18 protein-coding genes are annotated in these 15,859 nt (G+C 73.4%); 13 read left to right on the top strand and 5 right to left on the bottom strand.

What is annotated here, in order from left to right; translation table 11 throughout:
• Window positions 1–73 precede the first annotated feature (73 nt).
• From H7X46_RS19545 to H7X46_RS19525, 5 genes are all read left to right on the top strand, one after another.
• Complete coding sequence (locus H7X46_RS19545; RefSeq protein WP_370588863.1) at window positions 74–952, top strand: AAA family ATPase; 879 nt, start codon at window positions 74–76, stop codon at window positions 950–952.
• 150 nt (window positions 953–1,102) lie between these two features.
• Window positions 1,103–2,008 (top strand): serine protease, encoded by a 906-nt coding sequence (locus H7X46_RS19540; RefSeq protein WP_255426174.1) that lies wholly within the window; start codon window positions 1,103–1,105, stop codon window positions 2,006–2,008.
• Window positions 2,009–2,119: 111 nt separating this feature from the next.
• Complete coding sequence (locus tag H7X46_RS19535; protein WP_186360776.1) at window positions 2,120–3,568, top strand: VWA domain-containing protein; 1,449 nt, start codon at window positions 2,120–2,122, stop codon at window positions 3,566–3,568.
• Window positions 3,569–3,681: 113 nt separating this feature from the next.
• Window positions 3,682–4,047 carry an SPW repeat protein gene (locus tag H7X46_RS19530; protein ID WP_186360775.1) on the top strand — a complete coding sequence of 122 codons (366 nt, stop codon included), beginning with the start codon at window positions 3,682–3,684 and terminating at the stop codon, window positions 4,045–4,047.
• A 79-nt stretch (window positions 4,048–4,126) separates the two neighbouring features.
• Window positions 4,127–4,684, top strand: a complete 558-nt coding sequence (locus tag H7X46_RS19525; protein ID WP_186360774.1) for a TetR/AcrR family transcriptional regulator — start codon at window positions 4,127–4,129, stop codon at window positions 4,682–4,684.
• A gap of 10 nt (window positions 4,685–4,694) precedes the next feature.
• Here the strand turns inward: H7X46_RS19525 and H7X46_RS19520 are convergent, their stop codons facing one another.
• Window positions 4,695–5,495, bottom strand: coding sequence for a hypothetical protein (locus H7X46_RS19520; protein ID WP_186360773.1), 801 nt, complete (start codon window positions 5,493–5,495; stop codon window positions 4,695–4,697).
• 140 nt (window positions 5,496–5,635) lie between these two features.
• Between H7X46_RS19520 and H7X46_RS19515 the strand changes: the two genes are divergently transcribed.
• The gene (locus tag H7X46_RS19515) at window positions 5,636–6,280 is read left to right on the top strand and encodes an alpha-ketoglutarate-dependent dioxygenase AlkB (RefSeq protein WP_186360772.1); all 645 of its coding nucleotides are present in this window, start codon (window positions 5,636–5,638) and stop codon (window positions 6,278–6,280) included.
• A gap of 9 nt (window positions 6,281–6,289) precedes the next feature.
• Window positions 6,290–6,883, top strand: coding sequence for a nicotinate-nucleotide adenylyltransferase (nadD, locus tag H7X46_RS19510; RefSeq protein WP_186360771.1), 594 nt, complete (start codon window positions 6,290–6,292; stop codon window positions 6,881–6,883).
• A 3-nt stretch (window positions 6,884–6,886) separates the two neighbouring features.
• Here nadD and H7X46_RS19505 read toward each other — a convergent pair whose 3' ends face one another.
• A complete protein-coding gene (locus H7X46_RS19505) occupies window positions 6,887–7,327 on the bottom strand; it encodes an AbfB domain-containing protein (RefSeq protein WP_186360770.1) in 441 nt (146 codons plus the stop codon).
• Window positions 7,328–7,444: 117 nt separating this feature from the next.
• Entirely contained in the window at window positions 7,445–7,702 is a 258-nt protein-coding gene (locus H7X46_RS19500; RefSeq protein ID WP_186360769.1) for a helix-turn-helix domain-containing protein, read from the bottom strand.
• Between the two features lie 47 nt (window positions 7,703–7,749).
• Here H7X46_RS19500 and map point away from each other — a divergent pair, with 47 nt between their 5' ends.
• Window positions 7,750–8,523, top strand: coding sequence for a type I methionyl aminopeptidase (map, locus tag H7X46_RS19495; protein WP_186360768.1), 774 nt, complete (start codon window positions 7,750–7,752; stop codon window positions 8,521–8,523).
• Between the two features lie 4 nt (window positions 8,524–8,527).
• On the opposite strand, the gene H7X46_RS19490 is transcribed toward map, so the two are convergent.
• Window positions 8,528–9,823 carry a DUF222 domain-containing protein gene (locus H7X46_RS19490; protein WP_186360767.1) on the bottom strand — a complete coding sequence of 432 codons (1,296 nt, stop codon included), beginning with the start codon at window positions 9,821–9,823 and terminating at the stop codon, window positions 8,528–8,530.
• 199 nt (window positions 9,824–10,022) lie between these two features.
• On the opposite strand from H7X46_RS19490, the gene H7X46_RS19485 reads away from it, so the two are divergent.
• From H7X46_RS19485 to H7X46_RS19465, 5 genes are all read left to right on the top strand, one after another.
• A complete protein-coding gene (locus H7X46_RS19485; protein WP_370588862.1) occupies window positions 10,023–10,475 on the top strand; it encodes a hypothetical protein in 453 nt (150 codons plus the stop codon).
• 128 nt (window positions 10,476–10,603) lie between these two features.
• Window positions 10,604–10,795 carry a hypothetical protein gene (locus H7X46_RS19480; RefSeq protein ID WP_186360766.1) on the top strand — a complete coding sequence of 64 codons (192 nt, stop codon included), beginning with the start codon at window positions 10,604–10,606 and terminating at the stop codon, window positions 10,793–10,795.
• 203 nt (window positions 10,796–10,998) lie between these two features.
• A complete protein-coding gene (locus H7X46_RS19475) occupies window positions 10,999–12,813 on the top strand; it encodes a helix-turn-helix domain-containing protein (RefSeq protein ID WP_186360765.1) in 1,815 nt (604 codons plus the stop codon).
• A gap of 142 nt (window positions 12,814–12,955) precedes the next feature.
• Entirely contained in the window at window positions 12,956–13,999 is a 1,044-nt protein-coding gene (locus H7X46_RS19470; RefSeq protein ID WP_186360764.1) for an alcohol dehydrogenase catalytic domain-containing protein, read from the top strand.
• A 128-nt stretch (window positions 14,000–14,127) separates the two neighbouring features.
• On the top strand, window positions 14,128–14,871 hold the full coding sequence (locus H7X46_RS19465) for a class I SAM-dependent methyltransferase (RefSeq protein WP_186360763.1): 744 nt from the start codon (window positions 14,128–14,130) through the stop codon (window positions 14,869–14,871).
• Window positions 14,872–14,899: 28 nt separating this feature from the next.
• Here H7X46_RS19465 and H7X46_RS19460 read toward each other — a convergent pair whose 3' ends face one another.
• The gene (locus H7X46_RS19460) at window positions 14,900–15,742 is read right to left on the bottom strand and encodes a MaoC family dehydratase (protein WP_186360762.1); all 843 of its coding nucleotides are present in this window, start codon (window positions 15,740–15,742) and stop codon (window positions 14,900–14,902) included.
• Between the last annotated feature and the right edge of the window lie 117 nt (window positions 15,743–15,859).

Raw genomic sequence — 15,859 nt, 5'->3', positions numbered from 1 at the left:
ACGCGGTGATCCGGGTCACCCGGCGACCCGGGGCGCGCGCCGTCCCGGCCGGGCGCAGGGCAGGATGGCGGCCGTGAGTACAGCAGCCCACCAGCCCGTGTTCGGCTCCGTCGCCGACGTGACCGCGCGGCTCGGCGAGGCCGGGTACCTGGCGTCCACGGCCGTCGCGACCACGGTGTTCCTCGCCGACCGGCTCGGCAAGCCGCTCCTGGTCGAGGGGCCGGCGGGGGTCGGGAAGACCGAGCTGGCGAAGGCCGTCGCCCAGGCCACCGGCTCCGGCCTGGTGCGGCTGCAGTGCTACGAGGGCATCGACGAGGCCCGGGCGCTCTACGAGTGGAACCACGCCAAGCAGCTGCTGCGGATCACCGCCGGTCAGGGACAGGAGGACTGGGACGCGACCCGCGACGACGTCTTCTCCGAGGAGTTCCTGCTCCCGCGGCCGCTGCTCACCGCGATCCGCCGGACCGACCCGACCGTGCTGCTGATCGACGAGATCGACAAGGCCGACGTGGAGGTCGAGGGGCTGCTGCTGGAGGTGCTGTCGGACTTCCAGGTCTCGATCCCCGAGCTGGGCACGGTCACCGCGAACCGGCGGCCGTTCGTGCTGCTCACCTCGAACTCGACCCGTGAGCTGTCCGAGGCGCTCAAGCGGCGGTGCCTGTTCCTGCACCTGGACTTCCCGGACGCCGACACGGAGCGCCGGATCGTGCTCACCCGGGTGCCGGAGCTGACCGGCCAGCTGACCGATGCACTGGTCCGTACGGTCCGGGTGCTGCGGGCGATGGAGCTGCGCAAGGTGCCGAGCGTCGCGGAGACGATCGACTGGGGCCGCACGCTGCTCGCGCTGGGGATGGACACCCTCGACGACGACGCCGTCCGGGCGACACTCGGCGTGGTGCTCAAGTACCGCTCGGACGAGGAGAAGGCGGTCGCCGAGCTGCGGTTGAACTGATCGGTCGGTCACTCACCGCCGATCGGCGGTACACCGCGACCCACGATGGAGTGAAGATCGGCACTCGACGGGTGCGCCGCGTAACCAGCGGTCCCCACTGCGAGTTGTGCCGGTAGACCGCTCCCCAAGCGACCCGGAGGCACCACGCCGATGACCGCCGTCCCGCCGGACCCCGACCGCCCCGTCCCGCACGCATCTCGCAGGCCCCGGCTCGTCCGGGCCGGATTCGCGGCCGCCGCCGCGCTGGCCCTGACCGTCGCCGCGGCCGGAGCCGCGTCGGCCCAGGACGATCCCGGCTTCGCCGCCCCGGAGGAGGCGACCATCACCCCGGGCGTCATGACGTACACCAACGGTGACGCCCAGTGCACCGCGAACTTCGTGTTCACCGACGGCACCGACGTGTTCCTCGGGCAGGCCGCGCACTGCGCCGGCACCGGCTCCTCGACCGAGGTGAACGGCTGCGAGGCACCCTCGCTGCCGCTCGGCACGCCGGTCGAGATCGAAGGCGCCGACAACCCGGGCACCCTCGCGTACTCGTCCTGGCTCACCATGCAGGAGAAGGGCGAGAAGGACCCCAACGCCTGCCAGTACAACGACTTCGCGCTGGTCAAGCTGGACCCGGCCGACGTCGGCAAGGCCAACCCGACCATGCCGTTCTACGGCGGCCCGACCGGTGTCGACCCCGACGGCACCGCGGCCGGCGAGATGCTCTTCGGCTACGGGAACTCCTCGCTGCGCGGGGGCATCGCGGCGCTCCGGCCGAAGACCGGCGCCTCGGTCGGCACCTCCGGTGAGGGCTGGACCCACACCGTCGCCACGGCCGGGCCGGGCATCCCCGGTGACTCCGGCTCGGGCTACCTGTCCAAGGACGGCTCGGCGCTGGGCGTACTGTCCACGCTGAACCTGGCGCCCGCCGCCGGCACCAACGGCGTCTCCGACCTGCGGTCCGCGCTCGACTACGCCAACGGGCCCGGCGGGTACGACGGCTCGCTGGAGCTGGTGGACGGGCAGAAGCCGTTCAACCCGAACGTCGTCCCGGTCGACCTGGGCGGCTGACGGGCACGAGCCCCGCGGTGTGGGACCGCGGCGCACGACGGCGCTCCGGCCGGAGCTCGGCGGCCGGCCGGAGCGTCGCGCACGGTCCGCATCGTCGCGCATGATGGGCGGGTGAGCACCGTCCCGCCGCCGTCGCCGGTCGCGTCCGCGCACGGCCTGCCCGGCCACCTGGTCGACTTCGTCGCGGCGCTGCGCCGGCACCACGTCGCCGTCGGGCCGGGCGAGACCGTGGATGCTGCGCAGGTCGTCGGCGTGCTGGACCTCCTGGAGCGCGAGCAGCTGCGGGAGGGCCTGGCCGCGGCGCTGCTGCGCCGGTCCGGCCAGCGCGACACCTTCGACGCCCTGTTCGACCTGTGGTTCCCGCCCGCGCTCGGTGCGGGCGCCTCCGAGGTCGACGTCCCGCGGGTCGACGACGGCCAGGCCGGCGGCGGGCAGGGCGCCGTCGACGTCGACGCCCTCCGCGAGATCCTCGCCGACCTGCTCCGCGACGGCGACGAGGAGACACTGCGCGAGCTGGCCCGGGCCGCGGTGGACGCGATCGGCAACGCCGGTGCCGCCGGGCAGGGCGTGCGCGGGCAGGCCGCGAAGCCCCACTGGTCGGCCTACCAGGCGTTGAACGCGCTGTCGCCGGACACGTTGCTGGCGCAGATCCTCGACGGCCTGCGGCAGGAGGGGGACACCGACTTCGTCTCCGAGGTGCGGCGGCGCGAGATCCGCGCCCGGATCGCCCGCTTCCGCGACATGATCCGCGACGAGGCCCGCCGGCGTACCGCCGAGCAGCGCGGCCGCGAGCAGGTGGCCCGCTCGACCACGCCGAAGCAGCCGGACCAGGTGGACTTCCTCAGCGCGAACGCCGTCCAGCTCGCCGAGCTGCGCCGCACCGTGCACCCGCTGGCCCGCCGGCTCGCCTCCCGGCTCTCGGTGCGCCGCAAACGCGCGCACCGCGGGCAGATGGACCTGCGGCGGACCCTGCGCCGGTCGATGTCCACCGGCGGGGTGCCGATGGACCCGGCGTACCGGACGCGGCGGCCCGGTCGCCCGGAGCTGGTGGTGCTGTGCGACGTCTCCGGGTCGGTCGCCGGGTTCAGCCACTTCACGCTGCTGCTGGTCCAGGCGCTGCGCGAGCAGTTCTCGAAGGTGCGGGTGTTCGCGTTCGTCGAGCGCACCGACGAGGTCACGCACCTGTTCGAGCCCGGCGCCGAGCTTGCCGGGGTGATGCAGCGGGTGCTGCGCGAGGCGCAGCTGACCGCGTTCGACGGGCACTCCGACTACGGCAGCGCGTTCGGCGACTTCCTCGAGCAGTACGCCGACGCGATCACCCCGAAGACGTCGCTGCTGGTCCTCGGCGACGGCCGGACCAACTATCGCGACCCCAACCTGCGCGGGTTGCGGATGATGCGCGACCGCGCCCGGCATGCGCACTGGCTGAACCCCGAGCCCGAACGGATGTGGGGCAGCGGGGACTCGGCGGCGCACCGGTACGGCGAGGTGCTGCCGATGCACGAGTGCCGGACGGCCGCCCAGCTGGCCGACGTCGTCGAGGCCCTGCTGCCGGTCTGACGCCGCTGGTCACGGTCCGGTAACGGCCCGTTCGTCCGGTTTCTTGACCGGCTGGCCAATCAGGCGTACACCGGTGCTACCCCAACAGGGTTCTCACGGAGAAGGTGATCGCGATGGCACGGACGGCTCACACGTGGCAGCGGTGGCAGGACTGGGCCGCCCTGGTGATCGGTGTGCTCACGGCTCTCGCCCCGCTGGTGACGGCGACCAACATGGCCGCCGCGTGGACGATGGTCGTACTGGGCGTGGTGCTGGCCGCCACGTCGCTCTGGTCGCTCGCCATGCCCGGTTCGGTGGCGAGTGAATGGACCCACGGCGTCATCGGTGTCCTGCTGTTCCTGGCGCCGTGGGTGATGGGATACACCGAGATGACCGGGGCGTCGTGGACGTCCTGGATCGCGGGCGTGCTCGCCGTGGCCGTGGCCGCGGCCGCGCTCCCGGCGGCGCAGGCCGAGCACCGCGGCCTGGCCGCACACTGACGCGACCGTCGACACATCGGTAAGGGGACCGCGGCCGCGCCGGTCGCGGTCCCCCCGGCGCGCCCGGCAGGATCGGCGCGTGTCATCGATCTCCACGCCCGCCGACGGCGGCCCGGCCCGGGAGCGGATCCTGGACGCGGCCGAGTCCCTGTTCGCCGAGCACGGCTTCGACGCGACGCCGACGTCCCGGATCGCCGAGCAGGCCGGCGTGCCCAAGGGGCTGGTGCACTACTACTTCCGGCGCAAGCCCGACCTGCTGGAGGCCCTGGTCGAGCGGCTGCCGCACCCGGTCCGCGGCTGCGACGTCGCCGTGCCCGGTGATCTCCGGGCCGGGCTGGGTGCGCTGGTGGCCGCGCTGGACCGGGCGCTGGACTCCTCGGCGGTGCTGTCGCACCTGCTGTGGCGGGAGGCGGACACCCACCCCGCGGTCCGCCAGGCCCTGCAACGCCGCGCCTGCGAGCTGGAGCAGGCCGTGCACGAGGTTCTCGCGGCGGCCGGCGGTGACCCGGAGCGGGTCCGGGGAGCCGCCCGGCTGCTCGCCGCGGCGATCGGGCACCGGCACGCGGTCGCCCGGCACGCGGACGACCGGGACGGCATGGAACCCGAGCTGGCGTTCGTGACCGCGGCGTTCGCGTGACCGGGGCCGGTCAGGGCCAGGGGCGCCAGGGTGAACCGGAGTCGGCGTAGCGCGGGACGGTGTGCCTGCGGTCGGCCGCCCGGTGCAGCGCCCAGGCCGACCCGGTCCGCCAGCCGAGCCCGGCGAGCACGAGGAGGATCAGCCCGGCGGTGACCGGGCCCAGCCAGCCGACACCGCCGCTGTTGTGCGCGACCGCGACGACCAGCGGCCCGAGGAACCCGAAGGTCGCGCCGGTGACCAGCGGAAGCTTCGCGTCGGCGAGGACCTCGATCGCGATCAGGCGCCGCTGCTCGGCGTCCGGGGTGCCGCCGGAGCGCAGCAGCGTCCGGGCGGCGGCGCGGTCGCGCGCGAGGCCCATCTCGGGGCCGCGTGCCGGCGCCACGCGGGCCGGGGTCCGCGGCGCGTACAGCCACAGCAGCATCGCGCCGGCCAGGCACAGGAGCCCGCCGGCGACGACACCGGTCAGCAGGTACTCCGCCCGGGAGAGGACGTCGGTGGCGATCGTGTACACCACGCAGAACCACACGACGGCGACGACGGCCGCCGCCCGGGTGACCAGGACCGCGCGGGTCGACGGCGGCTGCACGGTCGGCCACGGGCCCGCGGGCGTCACGTGGGCCGGTGTCTCGCCGGCGCCCCGCTCGTCGGGGAGCGCGCCCTCGCGCAGCCGGCGGCGCCCGGTCGGGCCCGCCTGACCGGCCGGGCCTGCCGGGGTGGGTGGTGCCGGGTACGACGGGAGGTCCGGGCCGTCGGCGGGGGAGCGGGGACCGGAGTGGTGGGGAGCCCGGTCACCGGTGTCCGGAACGCGCATGGGGTCGACGTTACCGGCGGGTCACCGTGGCTCAGCCGGCGGAGGCGGTCCGGCGCGGTGGGTGCGGGCCCAGCGCCGCCGAGCGGCAGGTGCACCCCATTCGGGTCGAACCTTCGTTCGATCCGGCGTAGGGTGGGGGTGTGGACGTCGGCTGGCAGGGATCGCTGTTCGCGACCGTGGTCGGCGACGGTGGCTGCGGCCTCGCGTCGACGGTCCGGCACGAGCTGGGGTACGGCGCGTGGGTCGACGTGATGCCCGGTTGGGTGCCCGACCCGGACGTGCTGTTCGACCGGCTGCGGGCGAGCGTGCCGTTCCGGGCGCATCGCCGGCGGATGTACGACCGCATGGTCGACGAGCCGCGGCTGACCCACCGCTGGCTCCTCGCCGACGGCGACGAGCCGCCCCGGCGGCTGCGGGACATGGCGGTCGAGCTGGGTGCCCGCTACGGCGTGCGGTTCACCCAGGTCGGCGCGAACCTGTACCGGGACGGCGCCGACGGCGTCGCCTGGCACGGCGACCGGGTCGCGCGGGAGTGCGCGGAGGCCGTCGTCGCGCTCGTGTCGCTCGGCGCCGCCCGGCCGCTGCGGCTGCGCCCGGCCGGCGGCGGGCCGTCGGTGTCGTTCACCCCGGCGTCCGGGGACCTGCTGGTGATGGGCGGGACGTGCCAGCGGACCTGGCAGCACAGCGTCCCGAAGGTCGCGGCCTCCGGGCCGCGGATCAGCCTGCAGTTCCGGCACCTGTACCCGGGGGCACCGGGGATTCCGCCGGACGGGCGCGCCGCATAATCTGCGGCGATGCAGCGCAAGATCGGCGTGATGGGCGGGACGTTCGATCCCATCCACCACGGCCACCTCGTGGCGGCCAGCGAGGTCGCGGCCCGCTTCGACCTCGACGAAGTGATCTTCGTGCCGACCGGGCAGCCCTGGCAGAAGTCGCACCGCGAGGTCTCCCCGGCCGAGGACCGCTACCTGATGACGGTGATCGCGACCGCGTCGAACCCCCGGTTCTCGGTGAGCCGGGTCGACGTCGACCGCGGTGGCCCCACCTACACCGCCGACACCCTCGCGGACCTGCAGGGCGCGATGCCCGGCGCGCAGCTGTTCTTCATCACCGGCGCCGATGCGCTCCAGCAGATCCTCTCCTGGCACAAGATCGACGAGCTGTTCAGCCACGCGCACTTCGTCGGCGTGACCCGGCCCGGGTACGAGCTGGCCGACGGGCACCTGCCGGAGGGGTCGGTGACGCTGGTCGAGGTGCCGGCGATGGCGATCTCGTCGAGTGACTGCCGGACGCGCGTCGCCGCGGGGCGGCCGGTGTGGTACCTGGTGCCGGACGGGGTCGTCCAGTACATCTCCAAGCGCGGGCTCTACCTCGAAGCGAGCCACTGACCCCTACGCATCGACCCTTCGGAACGTTGCGTCCGAATTGAAGGTGCTGGGGTTCTTCTCGTTCGACTCCACGAATACGTGAAAGTTGCGGTGCCGGATGAAGCGATTCTCGAAGTTGCTCGCCTCGAAGGATCTCCAGCCGTCCTCCGGGTCACCGGCCCGACCGTTTCTTCGGCGGAATGTGGAGTCCTTCTTGAAGAGTTCGTTGTTCTCGTCCCTCTGCAGGACGAGCCGGAAGTCCGTGTGCCGGAGGAAGTGGTTCGGGCGATTGATCGACTCGAAGCGAACCAGCGTGAAGCCGGCATCATCCTTCCCGCGGAACCTTTCCTCCCACAGGAAGTCCTCCGCGAAGCCGGGGGAGTCGGGCTTCATCAGCTCCGCTTCGAAGTTCTGGTGCCGGATGAAGAAGTCCGGAAAATTGATCGACTGCAGGCGTACCGCCATTGTTGGCTCCCTGCTCGTTCACCGGTGATCGTATCGGAGGTGAGCGTATCGGAGATCTCCGGGTCCATCGTCCTCAGTAGTAGGTAAATGCGGGAAGTGCCGGAGGCTCCCGCTGATTCACCGGGCGACGAGTGGTCCCTCGCAGGCCGCAGCGAGGTCGCCGAGCGGGAGGTCGAGCTCCGCGGCCAGCGCGGCGATCGTGAAGAACGCCGGGGTGGGCACGCGCCCGCTCTCGATCTTCCGGAGGGTCTCCACCGAGATGCCGGCCGAGGCGGCGACCGAGGTCATGCTCCGCGGGCCGCGCGCCTCCCTGAGCAGCCGGCCGAGGCGCCGGCCCCGCTCGTGATCGTCGGCCGTCAATGGCACACGCACCATGCGCGTGATACTAATACCGGTATAAGTATCCCGCCCAGGAGTGTGTCGTGATCGAGCTCAAGACCCCCGCCGAGATCGAGCGGATGCACGTCGCAGGCCGGTTCGTGGCCCAGGTGCTGTCCGAGCTGGCGGCCCGTGCACAGGTGGGGATCAACCTGCTCGACCTCGAACGGCATGCCCGGCGGATGATCCGCGACCGCGGGGCCGACTCGTGCTACTGGGACTACGCGCCGTCCTTCGGGCGGGGCGCCTTCCGCAACGTCGTCTGCCTCTCGGTCAACGATGCGGTCCTGCACGGCCTGCCGCACGACTACGCGCTGCGCGACGGTGACGTCCTGAGCATGGACCTGGCCGTGGGTATCGACGGCTGGGTGGCCGACTCCGCGGTCACGGTGATCGTCGGGACGCCGGATACGGAGGACCTGCGCCTGGTGCGTGCGAGCGAGGAGGCTCTCGACGCCGGTATCGCCGCGGCGCAGCCCGGCAACCGGCTCGGTGACATCTCGGCGGCGATCGGTGCTGTCGCTGCGCAGCACGGCTACCCGGTGAACCTCGAGTTCGGCGGGCACGGGCTCGGGCGCACGATGCACGAGGACCCGCACGTTCCCAACCGTGGACGTCCGGGGCGCGGCCTCCGGCTGCAGCCCGGCCTGACACTCGCCCTCGAGCCGTGGTTCGCGCGCGGCACCGACCGGATCCGATTCGACCCCGACGGGTGGACGATCCGCTCGGCCGACGGATCGCGGACCACCCATTCCGAGCACACCATCGCCATCACCGAGTACGGACCGCTGGTGCTCACCCGGGCCGAGGGGGTCTGATCGTTCAGGGTCCGGCGCGGCTGGTGTAGGTGTGCCCGGTCGGGGTGGTGGTCCGCACGGTGTGCGGCTGGTCGCCGAGCCCGTCGTGGACGACCTCGGCGGTCCAGCCGGGCAGTTCCTTGACCTGGTTGCCGCGTACGCAGGTGCCGCGGCCGTTGGTGTAGCTGGTGGGTCCGCCCTGGGCGTCGGGGTGGATGTGGTCGATGTTGCGGCACGGTGCCCCGCAGTAGGGATCCCGGCAGCGGTCGTCGTCCCGGATCCGGATCAACGCGGCGAGCACGCCGTCGAAGTAGCGGCGCCGGGGGTCGGTGCCGATCAGCGGGCCGCCGGCCGGTTGGGTGAACAGGCGTCGCCACCAGCGGCGGCCTTTGGTGCCGGCCAGGACCTCGCGGGCGAGGCAGGCCGGGATCGGGCCGTGCCCGACCACCTGGGCGGTGGCCGGGGAGCGGGGGTCGATCAGGGCGTCGACCGGGATGACGATGCCGACCTCGACGTTCACATCAGCGGCTTCGGCTTGGCCGGTGAGGCGTTCGACCAGGGTGTCGGCCATCACCTGGTCCCGGTTACGCGGTTCGTCGCCGACCCCGACCGTGGCATCGGCGTGCCGGCGCAACGCCGCCAGCGCGGCCACGCCTTGCTCGACCGGCACCAGGGCGGAGAGCACGGCCATGGTGTCCGGGGCCGGCCGCAGGGTGACCCGGCGGTCCTTACGGGCGGTGCGACCCCGCTGGACATAAGCGGCCTTGTCCGCCTGGTAGGCCAGGTCGCGGACCTTCAACGCGGCCTGGCGCGGATTCAGGTCCTCGACCCGGGCGGCGACGATCTGGGCGTCCACCTGCCGGCGCAGCTCCGGCGACAGGTGCCGGATCTCCGACACCACCTGGGCAGCCAGGTCTTCGGAGACCCGGCCCTGCACGAGCAGCCCGCGCACGCCGGGCAGGTCGGCGCGCAAGATGCGGGCGGTGTTCAACCGCCGCGACCCCGCGGTGGGCGAGATGCGAGAAGCGAGGGCGATCTGGTCGGCGATCCCGCGCTGCACCCTGCTGGGGTGAATGTCGCCGCGGGCGATCGTGTCCTCGACCTGGGCGCGGGCGAACCCGATCGCCTCGGTGTGCTGGGCGGCCGCGACCGCGCCACGGAGCTTTTCCAGCAGCGCGATCCGGTCGATCCGGGTCGCGGCGGTCACCCCGCCGGTGGGGTCGGTGTCGGTGTCGGTGTCGGCGAGCGTGGACAGCTGGTCGAGCATCGCCAACAGCGCGGCCGTGACCGGGTCCCCGTCCTCGCTCGAGTTCGCTCGCATGTTCGAATTCTAGCGCTTGGCCACGACACTCTCCCGGCCGTTCGGCGCGCCAACCGACCGCTCGCCGCAAGCCTCTGAGGTCATCTGCCGGCTCCGGATACCGACCCGGCGGCGCGGTGACCCCGCGGCGCGCTGACGCGGCAGCCGGTGTACCGGCATCACGGCGACCACCCGTGAGCAGGGATGTGAAGGGGAGACGGTGGGCGACGGTGAAGGTGGTCGGTTCGGGCTGTCACCGGCGGTGATGGTCGGGCTCGCGGCGCTGGGCGTGCCTCGCGTGGTGGCGCACGACCTGGGACCGGTCGGGGGCGTGACGAACGCGCTACTCGTGTTCGTGCCGATCGCGGTCTGGCTGGTGGTCGTCGTGTGGCGAGGAGTCCCGCAGCCGTTCACGACCCTCGTGGTCGTCGGGCTGATCTACGGCGTGCTGGTCGGCGTCACGCATCAGCTGCTGTGGCCGTGGGCATTCGATTCCCCGCCGCGGCTGGGCGGAACCCTGGCCGGCGCGCTGTCGCCGACGGCCGAGGCGATCGTGCTGCGGGCGTTCGCGTTCGGCAGCAGCCTGCTGACCGGGCTCGTGGTCGGGATCGTCACCGGCGCGGTCGGTTGGGTCCTGCTGCGGATCCGCCGAGGACAGAGGGTGACGCGATGACGGTCCACGGACGGATGATCCATCGCCTGATCGGGGCGAGCTGACACGGCCGGCGACATCGATCTTGCAGAGGGCACCCGAGGGGCTGGACCTCGGTGGCTCCCGTCGCCGTCGCGCGTTGAATTGGCATGAACGTCAACCCGGACGACCACACCGTCCCGATCCTGGACCGCGCCGGGATCGAAGAGCTGCGCCGGGCGGAGTCCGCCCGCGTCGCCGGGCAGGGCGCGGCACCCGCGACCGGGGCCTGGCTGGCCCTCGTGGTGCTGGGCTGCCTGATCGTGGCGGTCATGCTCGCCCTGACGGTGCTGTGGAGCTGACCGACGCGCAGCGTTGATCCTTGTGTCCGGCGTCACCTCCGGGGAGAGTCGGCGTGAATCCCGGTGGTGGCGGAGGAACGAGGAGCGATGGTGATCGAGAGCGACCTGTGCGGGCACCTCGCGCTGTTCGGTGTCGCTCCGACCTGCATCGACCACGTCGACCGGTACCTGGAACCGCTCGGCACCCAGGCGTGACGACGGCGATGGATCTGGTCGCGGTCGAGTCCGCGCGGCGCCGGTTCCTGCGCGACGGCCGGCTCGACCCGGTACCGGCCGCCGTCCGCTCCGAGATCCACGCGTCGTGGGAGCGGTCCCGGACCGGGAGACCGGCCTTCGTCGGTCACGAGCCGGCCGGCTCCGCGGTCGCCGAGGCCGGTGAGACGTTCACCGGCTTCTTCCGGCTCGCCTCGCACCTGCGGTGCACGCTCGCACTGGTCGGGGAGGACGGCGTCGTCCGCGTCCGGCGCGACGGTGACGACGGCCTGGCCGGGCTGCTCGACGGCGTCCTGCTGGCCCCCGGGTTCCGGCACGACGAGACCGACGTCGGGACCACCGCGGCGATGCTCGCCCCCCACGTCGGCGGGGCGGCCAGGGTCGACGGGCCGGAGCACCTGCACCCGGACCTGACGTGGCTCGCCGAGGCCGCCGCCGTCGTCCCGCGGGAGGACGGCGGCCCGGCCGACGCCGTCGTCGTCCTCGGGCACGTCGCCGAGCCCCCCGGGGAGATGGGCCTCGCCGTCGCCCGGCGGTTGGCCGCGGACATCGGTGGGCTCGTCCGCGACCGCCGGCACCGCACCGCGCGGGCGGTCCACCAGCGGTTCGCGCTGGCCGACGGGCACGCCTGGGTGCTCGCCACCGACGGGGCGTTCCTGCTGACCTCGCCGGGAGTGCGCCGGCTCCCGGCGGAGGACCAGCGGACACTCGGCGATCTGGTGCTCGCCGGGGCCGTCCTGGCCGAGGGCGCGAGCCGGCACGTCGACCTGCCGTCGGGCCGGTGCGCGGAGGTGACGGTCGAGCCCGTGCCCGGTGGCGGGTGCGTGGTCGCCGGTGGGCCGGTCGTCGAGTCGCGGACGGTGACCGTGCCCGAGGCGGTCCGCCGCCAGGGCTCGCACGTGGCGCCCACCGCACGGCGGGACTACGCGGCCGACCTGCGCACCGCCGGCACGCGGGCGCACGCCGAGGCCCGCCGGCGGGCCAACCGGGAGCTGCTCAGCCCGTACCTCCGGGCCCGCCAGGAGGTCGCGGCCGCGGTCGGCCAGGGCCGGCACCAGCTGCTGATCGGGGAGACCGGGGCCGGGAAGCGGACCCTCGCCGTGGAGCAGTTCCGCCGCGCGCACCCGGACGGCCGGGTCCGGGTCGTCGACTGCTCGGCGATCGGGGCGGACGGTCCGGACGCCCTCGCCCGGGTCCGCCGGGAGCGGGGCAGCCGGCCCTACCTGCTGGTGCTGCACCAGATGAACCTGCTCGGCCCGGTGGCGGCGCGCAGGCTCGACGAGTCGCTGCGGACGCTGGTCGCCGTGCCCGATGCGCTCGTGGTCATCGGGTGCGTCGACTCCTCCTCGGTCGACGCGACCCGTCCCTACGGGTTGCTGCTGCGGCACTTCCACGAGACCGTCCGCGTCCCGGCACTGCGCTATCGCGCCGACGAGCTCGGCGGGATCGCGCTGTCGATCCTGCACTCGCTGTCGGGCGGGCGGTCGCTGCGGATGTCGTTGCAGGTCGTACGGGTGCTGGAGGGATACGCGTGGCCGGGCAACGTCCGCGAGCTCGAGGACGTGCTGCGCTACGTCGTCGCCCGCAAGCCGGTCGGCGTGATCCAGGCACCGGATCTTCCGGTGTCCTGCTTCGCGGCCCGGGCCCCGAGGATGTCGATGCTCGAGGCCGCCCAGTGCGACGCGATCATCCAGGCGCTCTACGAGTCCCGGGGGAACCGGTACAAGGCAGCGGAGATGCTCGGTATCGCGCGGTCCTCGCTCTACCGCAAGATCGACGCGTTCGGGATCAGCTACATCGGCTGAACTGTCCCGCGGACGGGACACCCGGCGATCGGGACCGGCGCGGCCGGCGACGGACCGTCTCATAACGCGACACCCGACTGTGTCACGGGTCACTAGCGTCGGTCAGCGCCACAGCACGATCCTGCGACCACGGAGGCACCGGATGAAGGCGCTCGTCTACCACGGCCCGGACAGCAAGTCGTGGGAGGAGGTGCCGGACGCCACCCTCCAGGACCCGACCGACGTCGTCGTCAAGGTCGAGACCACCACGATCTGCGGCACCGACCTGCACATCCTGCAGGGGGACGTACCCGCCGTCACCGACGGACGGATCCTCGGTCACGAGGCGGTCGGCACGGTCACCGAGGTCGGGGCCGCGGTCAGCGGGTTCTCGGTCGGCGACCGCGTGCTCGTCCCGGCCATCACGAAGTGCGGTCGGTGTGCCTACTGCCAGCGCGGAATGCCCTCGCACTGCCAGACCGTCGGTGGGATCGGCTGGATCTTCGGCCACCTCATCGACGGGACCCAGGCCGAGTTCGTGCGGGTGCCCTACGCCGACACCTCCCTCTACGCGGTGCCCGAGGGCGTCGGCGACGAGCAGGCGATCTTCCTGGCCGACTCGCTGCCGACCGGCTACGAGGTGGGAGTGCTCGCCGGGCGGGTCCGGCCGGGGGACACCGTCGCCGTCGTCGGTGCCGGGGCGGTCGGGCTGTCCGCGGTGCTGACCACCGGCCTGTGGGGCGCATCGAGGGTGATCGCGATCGACTCCAACAAGTTCCGGCTGGAGAAGGCGCTGGAGTTCGGCGCGACCGACGCGGTCGAGGTCGGCCCTGGCACGGTGGGTGACGTGACGGCGCTGACCGACGGCCTCGGCGTGGACGTCGCGATCGAGGCGGTCGGCTACCCGGAGACGCTCCTGACCGCGGCGTCGCTGGTCCGGCCCGGTGGCACGATCGCCAACGTCGGCGTGCACGGCACCCCGGTCGAGCTGCCCATGCAGGACATGTGGATCTCGAACGTGACGCTGACGATGGGCCTGGTGGACACCGTCTCGATCCCGACGCTGCTGACGATGGTCGCGAGCGGGCGGATCCCGGCCGAGAAGATGGGCACCCACTCGTTCACGTTCGACCAGATGGACGAGGCCTACGACGTGTTCAAGAACGCGGCCGCGAACCAGGCGCTGAAGGTGGTCATCACCCCGTGACCGCTCAGCGCGGTGACCGCCGCTGACGAGCCCGCAGGGCCCCGCGAGCGGCCGTGCCGCCGCGGGGCCTCGCGCGCAAACGATGTGGTGGGCTCGCGGAACCAGCCCGCGCCCGGCATCATCCGCCCGTGAGCACACCCCTGGAGCTGGCGTTCCGCGCCGCGCACGAGGACCTTCCCCGCGAGGCGCCGGGTTCCGAGGAGACGACGGCGCTGCTGCTGCGCCTGGTCGGGGACCTCCCGGAGGCGCCCCGGATCGTCGACATCGGCTGCGGCACCGGGCCGGCGACGCTGCCGCTGGCCGCCGCGACCGGCGGCGAGGTCATCGCCGTCGACCGGCACGAGCCGTACCTGCGGCGGCTGCAGGCCCGCGCCGCGACGTCCGGGCTGGGCGAGCGCGTCCGGCCGACCGTGGCGTCGATGGACGACCTGCCGCTGCCCGCCGGGGAGGCCGATCTGGTCTGGTCCGAGGGGGCCGCCTACATCATGGGGTTCGACGCGGCGCTGGAGTCCTGGCGGCGCCTGCTGGCCCCCGGCGGCGCGCTCGTGCTCACCGAGGCGGAGTGGACGACGACCGACCCGTCACCGGGCGCCCGGGCGTTCTGGGATTCCGCCTACCCGGCGATGCGCACCACGGCCGAGAACGTCGCCGCCGCACAGGGCGCCGGGTACACCGTGCAGGCGGTCTACCTGCTGCCGGACTCCGACTGGGACGCCTACTACCGCCCGCTGGCCGGCCGGATCGCGCTCCTGCGGGAGGACGGCGTCGACCCGGCCGTGCTGGACGAGGTGGGCCGCGAGATCGCGGTGCGCGAGGAGTTCGGCCGGGAGTACGGCTACACCGCCTACGTGCTGCGCCCGCGCCGCGGCTGACCGGCTCAGCCGGTCCTGCCCGCCCGCTTCAGCCGGCCAGCTCGGCCGTCCCCCGGTCGAGCACGACCACTCCGTCGGCCTCCGTCCGGAACGCGACCGACGAGCCGTCCCGCCAGATCGAGACGGTCAGCGCCTGGCCGGGCAGCACCGGCTTCGTGAAGCGGGCGTCCATCGCCACGAGCCCGGCCGGATCGCCGTCGCACACGGTCGCGACCAGTGCCCGGGTGGTGAACCCGTAGGTGCACATGCCGTGCAGGACCGGCCGGTCGAAGCCACCCTTCGCCGCGAACACCGGGTCCGAGTGCAGCGGGTTGCGGTCCCCGGTGAGCCGGTAGAGCAACGCCTGGCCGGGGGAGGTCCGGTAGGTCACCTCGTGGTCGGGCGCCCGGTCGGGGGCGGACGGGGCGGCGGACGGCCCGCGCGGCCCGCCGAAGCCGCCCTCGCCGCCGATGAACAGCGCCCGGACCGTGGACGCGAGTGGCGCCCCGGTCTCGGCGTCGACGGCCTCGGCCTCGATGCGCACGAGTGCCCCGGACCCCTTGTCGAGCACGTCGGTGACGGTGGAGGTCACCCGGGCCCGTCCCTCCACCGGGAGCGGGCCGGGCAGCCGGAACGACTGCTCGGCGTGCACCAGCCGCGCGCGGTCGATGTCGCCGAGATCGACCCGCGCGTGCCGGGTGATGATCTCCGCGAAGGAGGGCAGCACCGCCGTCCGCACGCCTTCGGTGTTCTCCGTGGTCAGCGCGAGCTCGGACGTCGGGTCCTCGCCGCCCGCGCCGACCGCGACGGCGTAGAGGAGCACGTCGTCCCTCGCCCACGCGACGTTGACCGGCTCGCACTGCGTGCCCTCGAGAGCGGGGGCCAGGGCCATGGGGAGTCTCCTTCGACGGTCCGCCGTGATCGTCGAACCTACCCGGGGGGTGCCCGCCGCCCAAGTCCCTGCGGTGCGGCTGACACACTGTACGGCGGTCGGACGAGTCCGTCGTCC

Origin of the sequence: Pseudonocardia sp. C8 (assembly GCF_014267175.1) — a bacterium.
In the GTDB taxonomy this organism is placed as follows: domain Bacteria; phylum Actinomycetota; class Actinomycetes; order Mycobacteriales; family Pseudonocardiaceae; genus Pseudonocardia.
The sequence above is the reverse complement of the archived record's forward strand: the minus strand, read 5'-3'. Positions and strand labels throughout refer to the sequence as shown.

Bases quoted from the DNA above. Each gene is read 5' to 3' on its own strand.
- H7X46_RS19540 (WP_255426174.1), top strand. From the start codon at position 1,103: ATGACCGCCGTCCCGCCGGACCCCGACCGCCCCGTCCCGCACGCATCT.
- H7X46_RS19530 (WP_186360775.1), top strand. From the start codon at position 3,682: ATGGCACGGACGGCTCACACGTGGCAGCGGTGGCAGGACTGGGCCGCC.
- H7X46_RS19520 (WP_186360773.1), bottom strand. From the start codon at position 5,495: ATGCGCGTTCCGGACACCGGTGACCGGGCTCCCCACCACTCCGGTCCC.
- nadD (WP_186360771.1), top strand. From the start codon at position 6,290: ATGCAGCGCAAGATCGGCGTGATGGGCGGGACGTTCGATCCCATCCAC.
- H7X46_RS19505 (WP_186360770.1), bottom strand. From the start codon at position 7,327: ATGGCGGTACGCCTGCAGTCGATCAATTTTCCGGACTTCTTCATCCGG.
- H7X46_RS19500 (WP_186360769.1), bottom strand. From the start codon at position 7,702: ATGGTGCGTGTGCCATTGACGGCCGACGATCACGAGCGGGGCCGGCGC.
- H7X46_RS19490 (WP_186360767.1), bottom strand. From the start codon at position 9,823: ATGCGAGCGAACTCGAGCGAGGACGGGGACCCGGTCACGGCCGCGCTG.
- H7X46_RS19480 (WP_186360766.1), top strand. From the start codon at position 10,604: ATGAACGTCAACCCGGACGACCACACCGTCCCGATCCTGGACCGCGCC.
- H7X46_RS19475 (WP_186360765.1), top strand. From the start codon at position 10,999: ATGGATCTGGTCGCGGTCGAGTCCGCGCGGCGCCGGTTCCTGCGCGAC.
- H7X46_RS19470 (WP_186360764.1), top strand. From the start codon at position 12,956: ATGAAGGCGCTCGTCTACCACGGCCCGGACAGCAAGTCGTGGGAGGAG.
- H7X46_RS19460 (WP_186360762.1), bottom strand. From the start codon at position 15,742: ATGGCCCTGGCCCCCGCTCTCGAGGGCACGCAGTGCGAGCCGGTCAAC.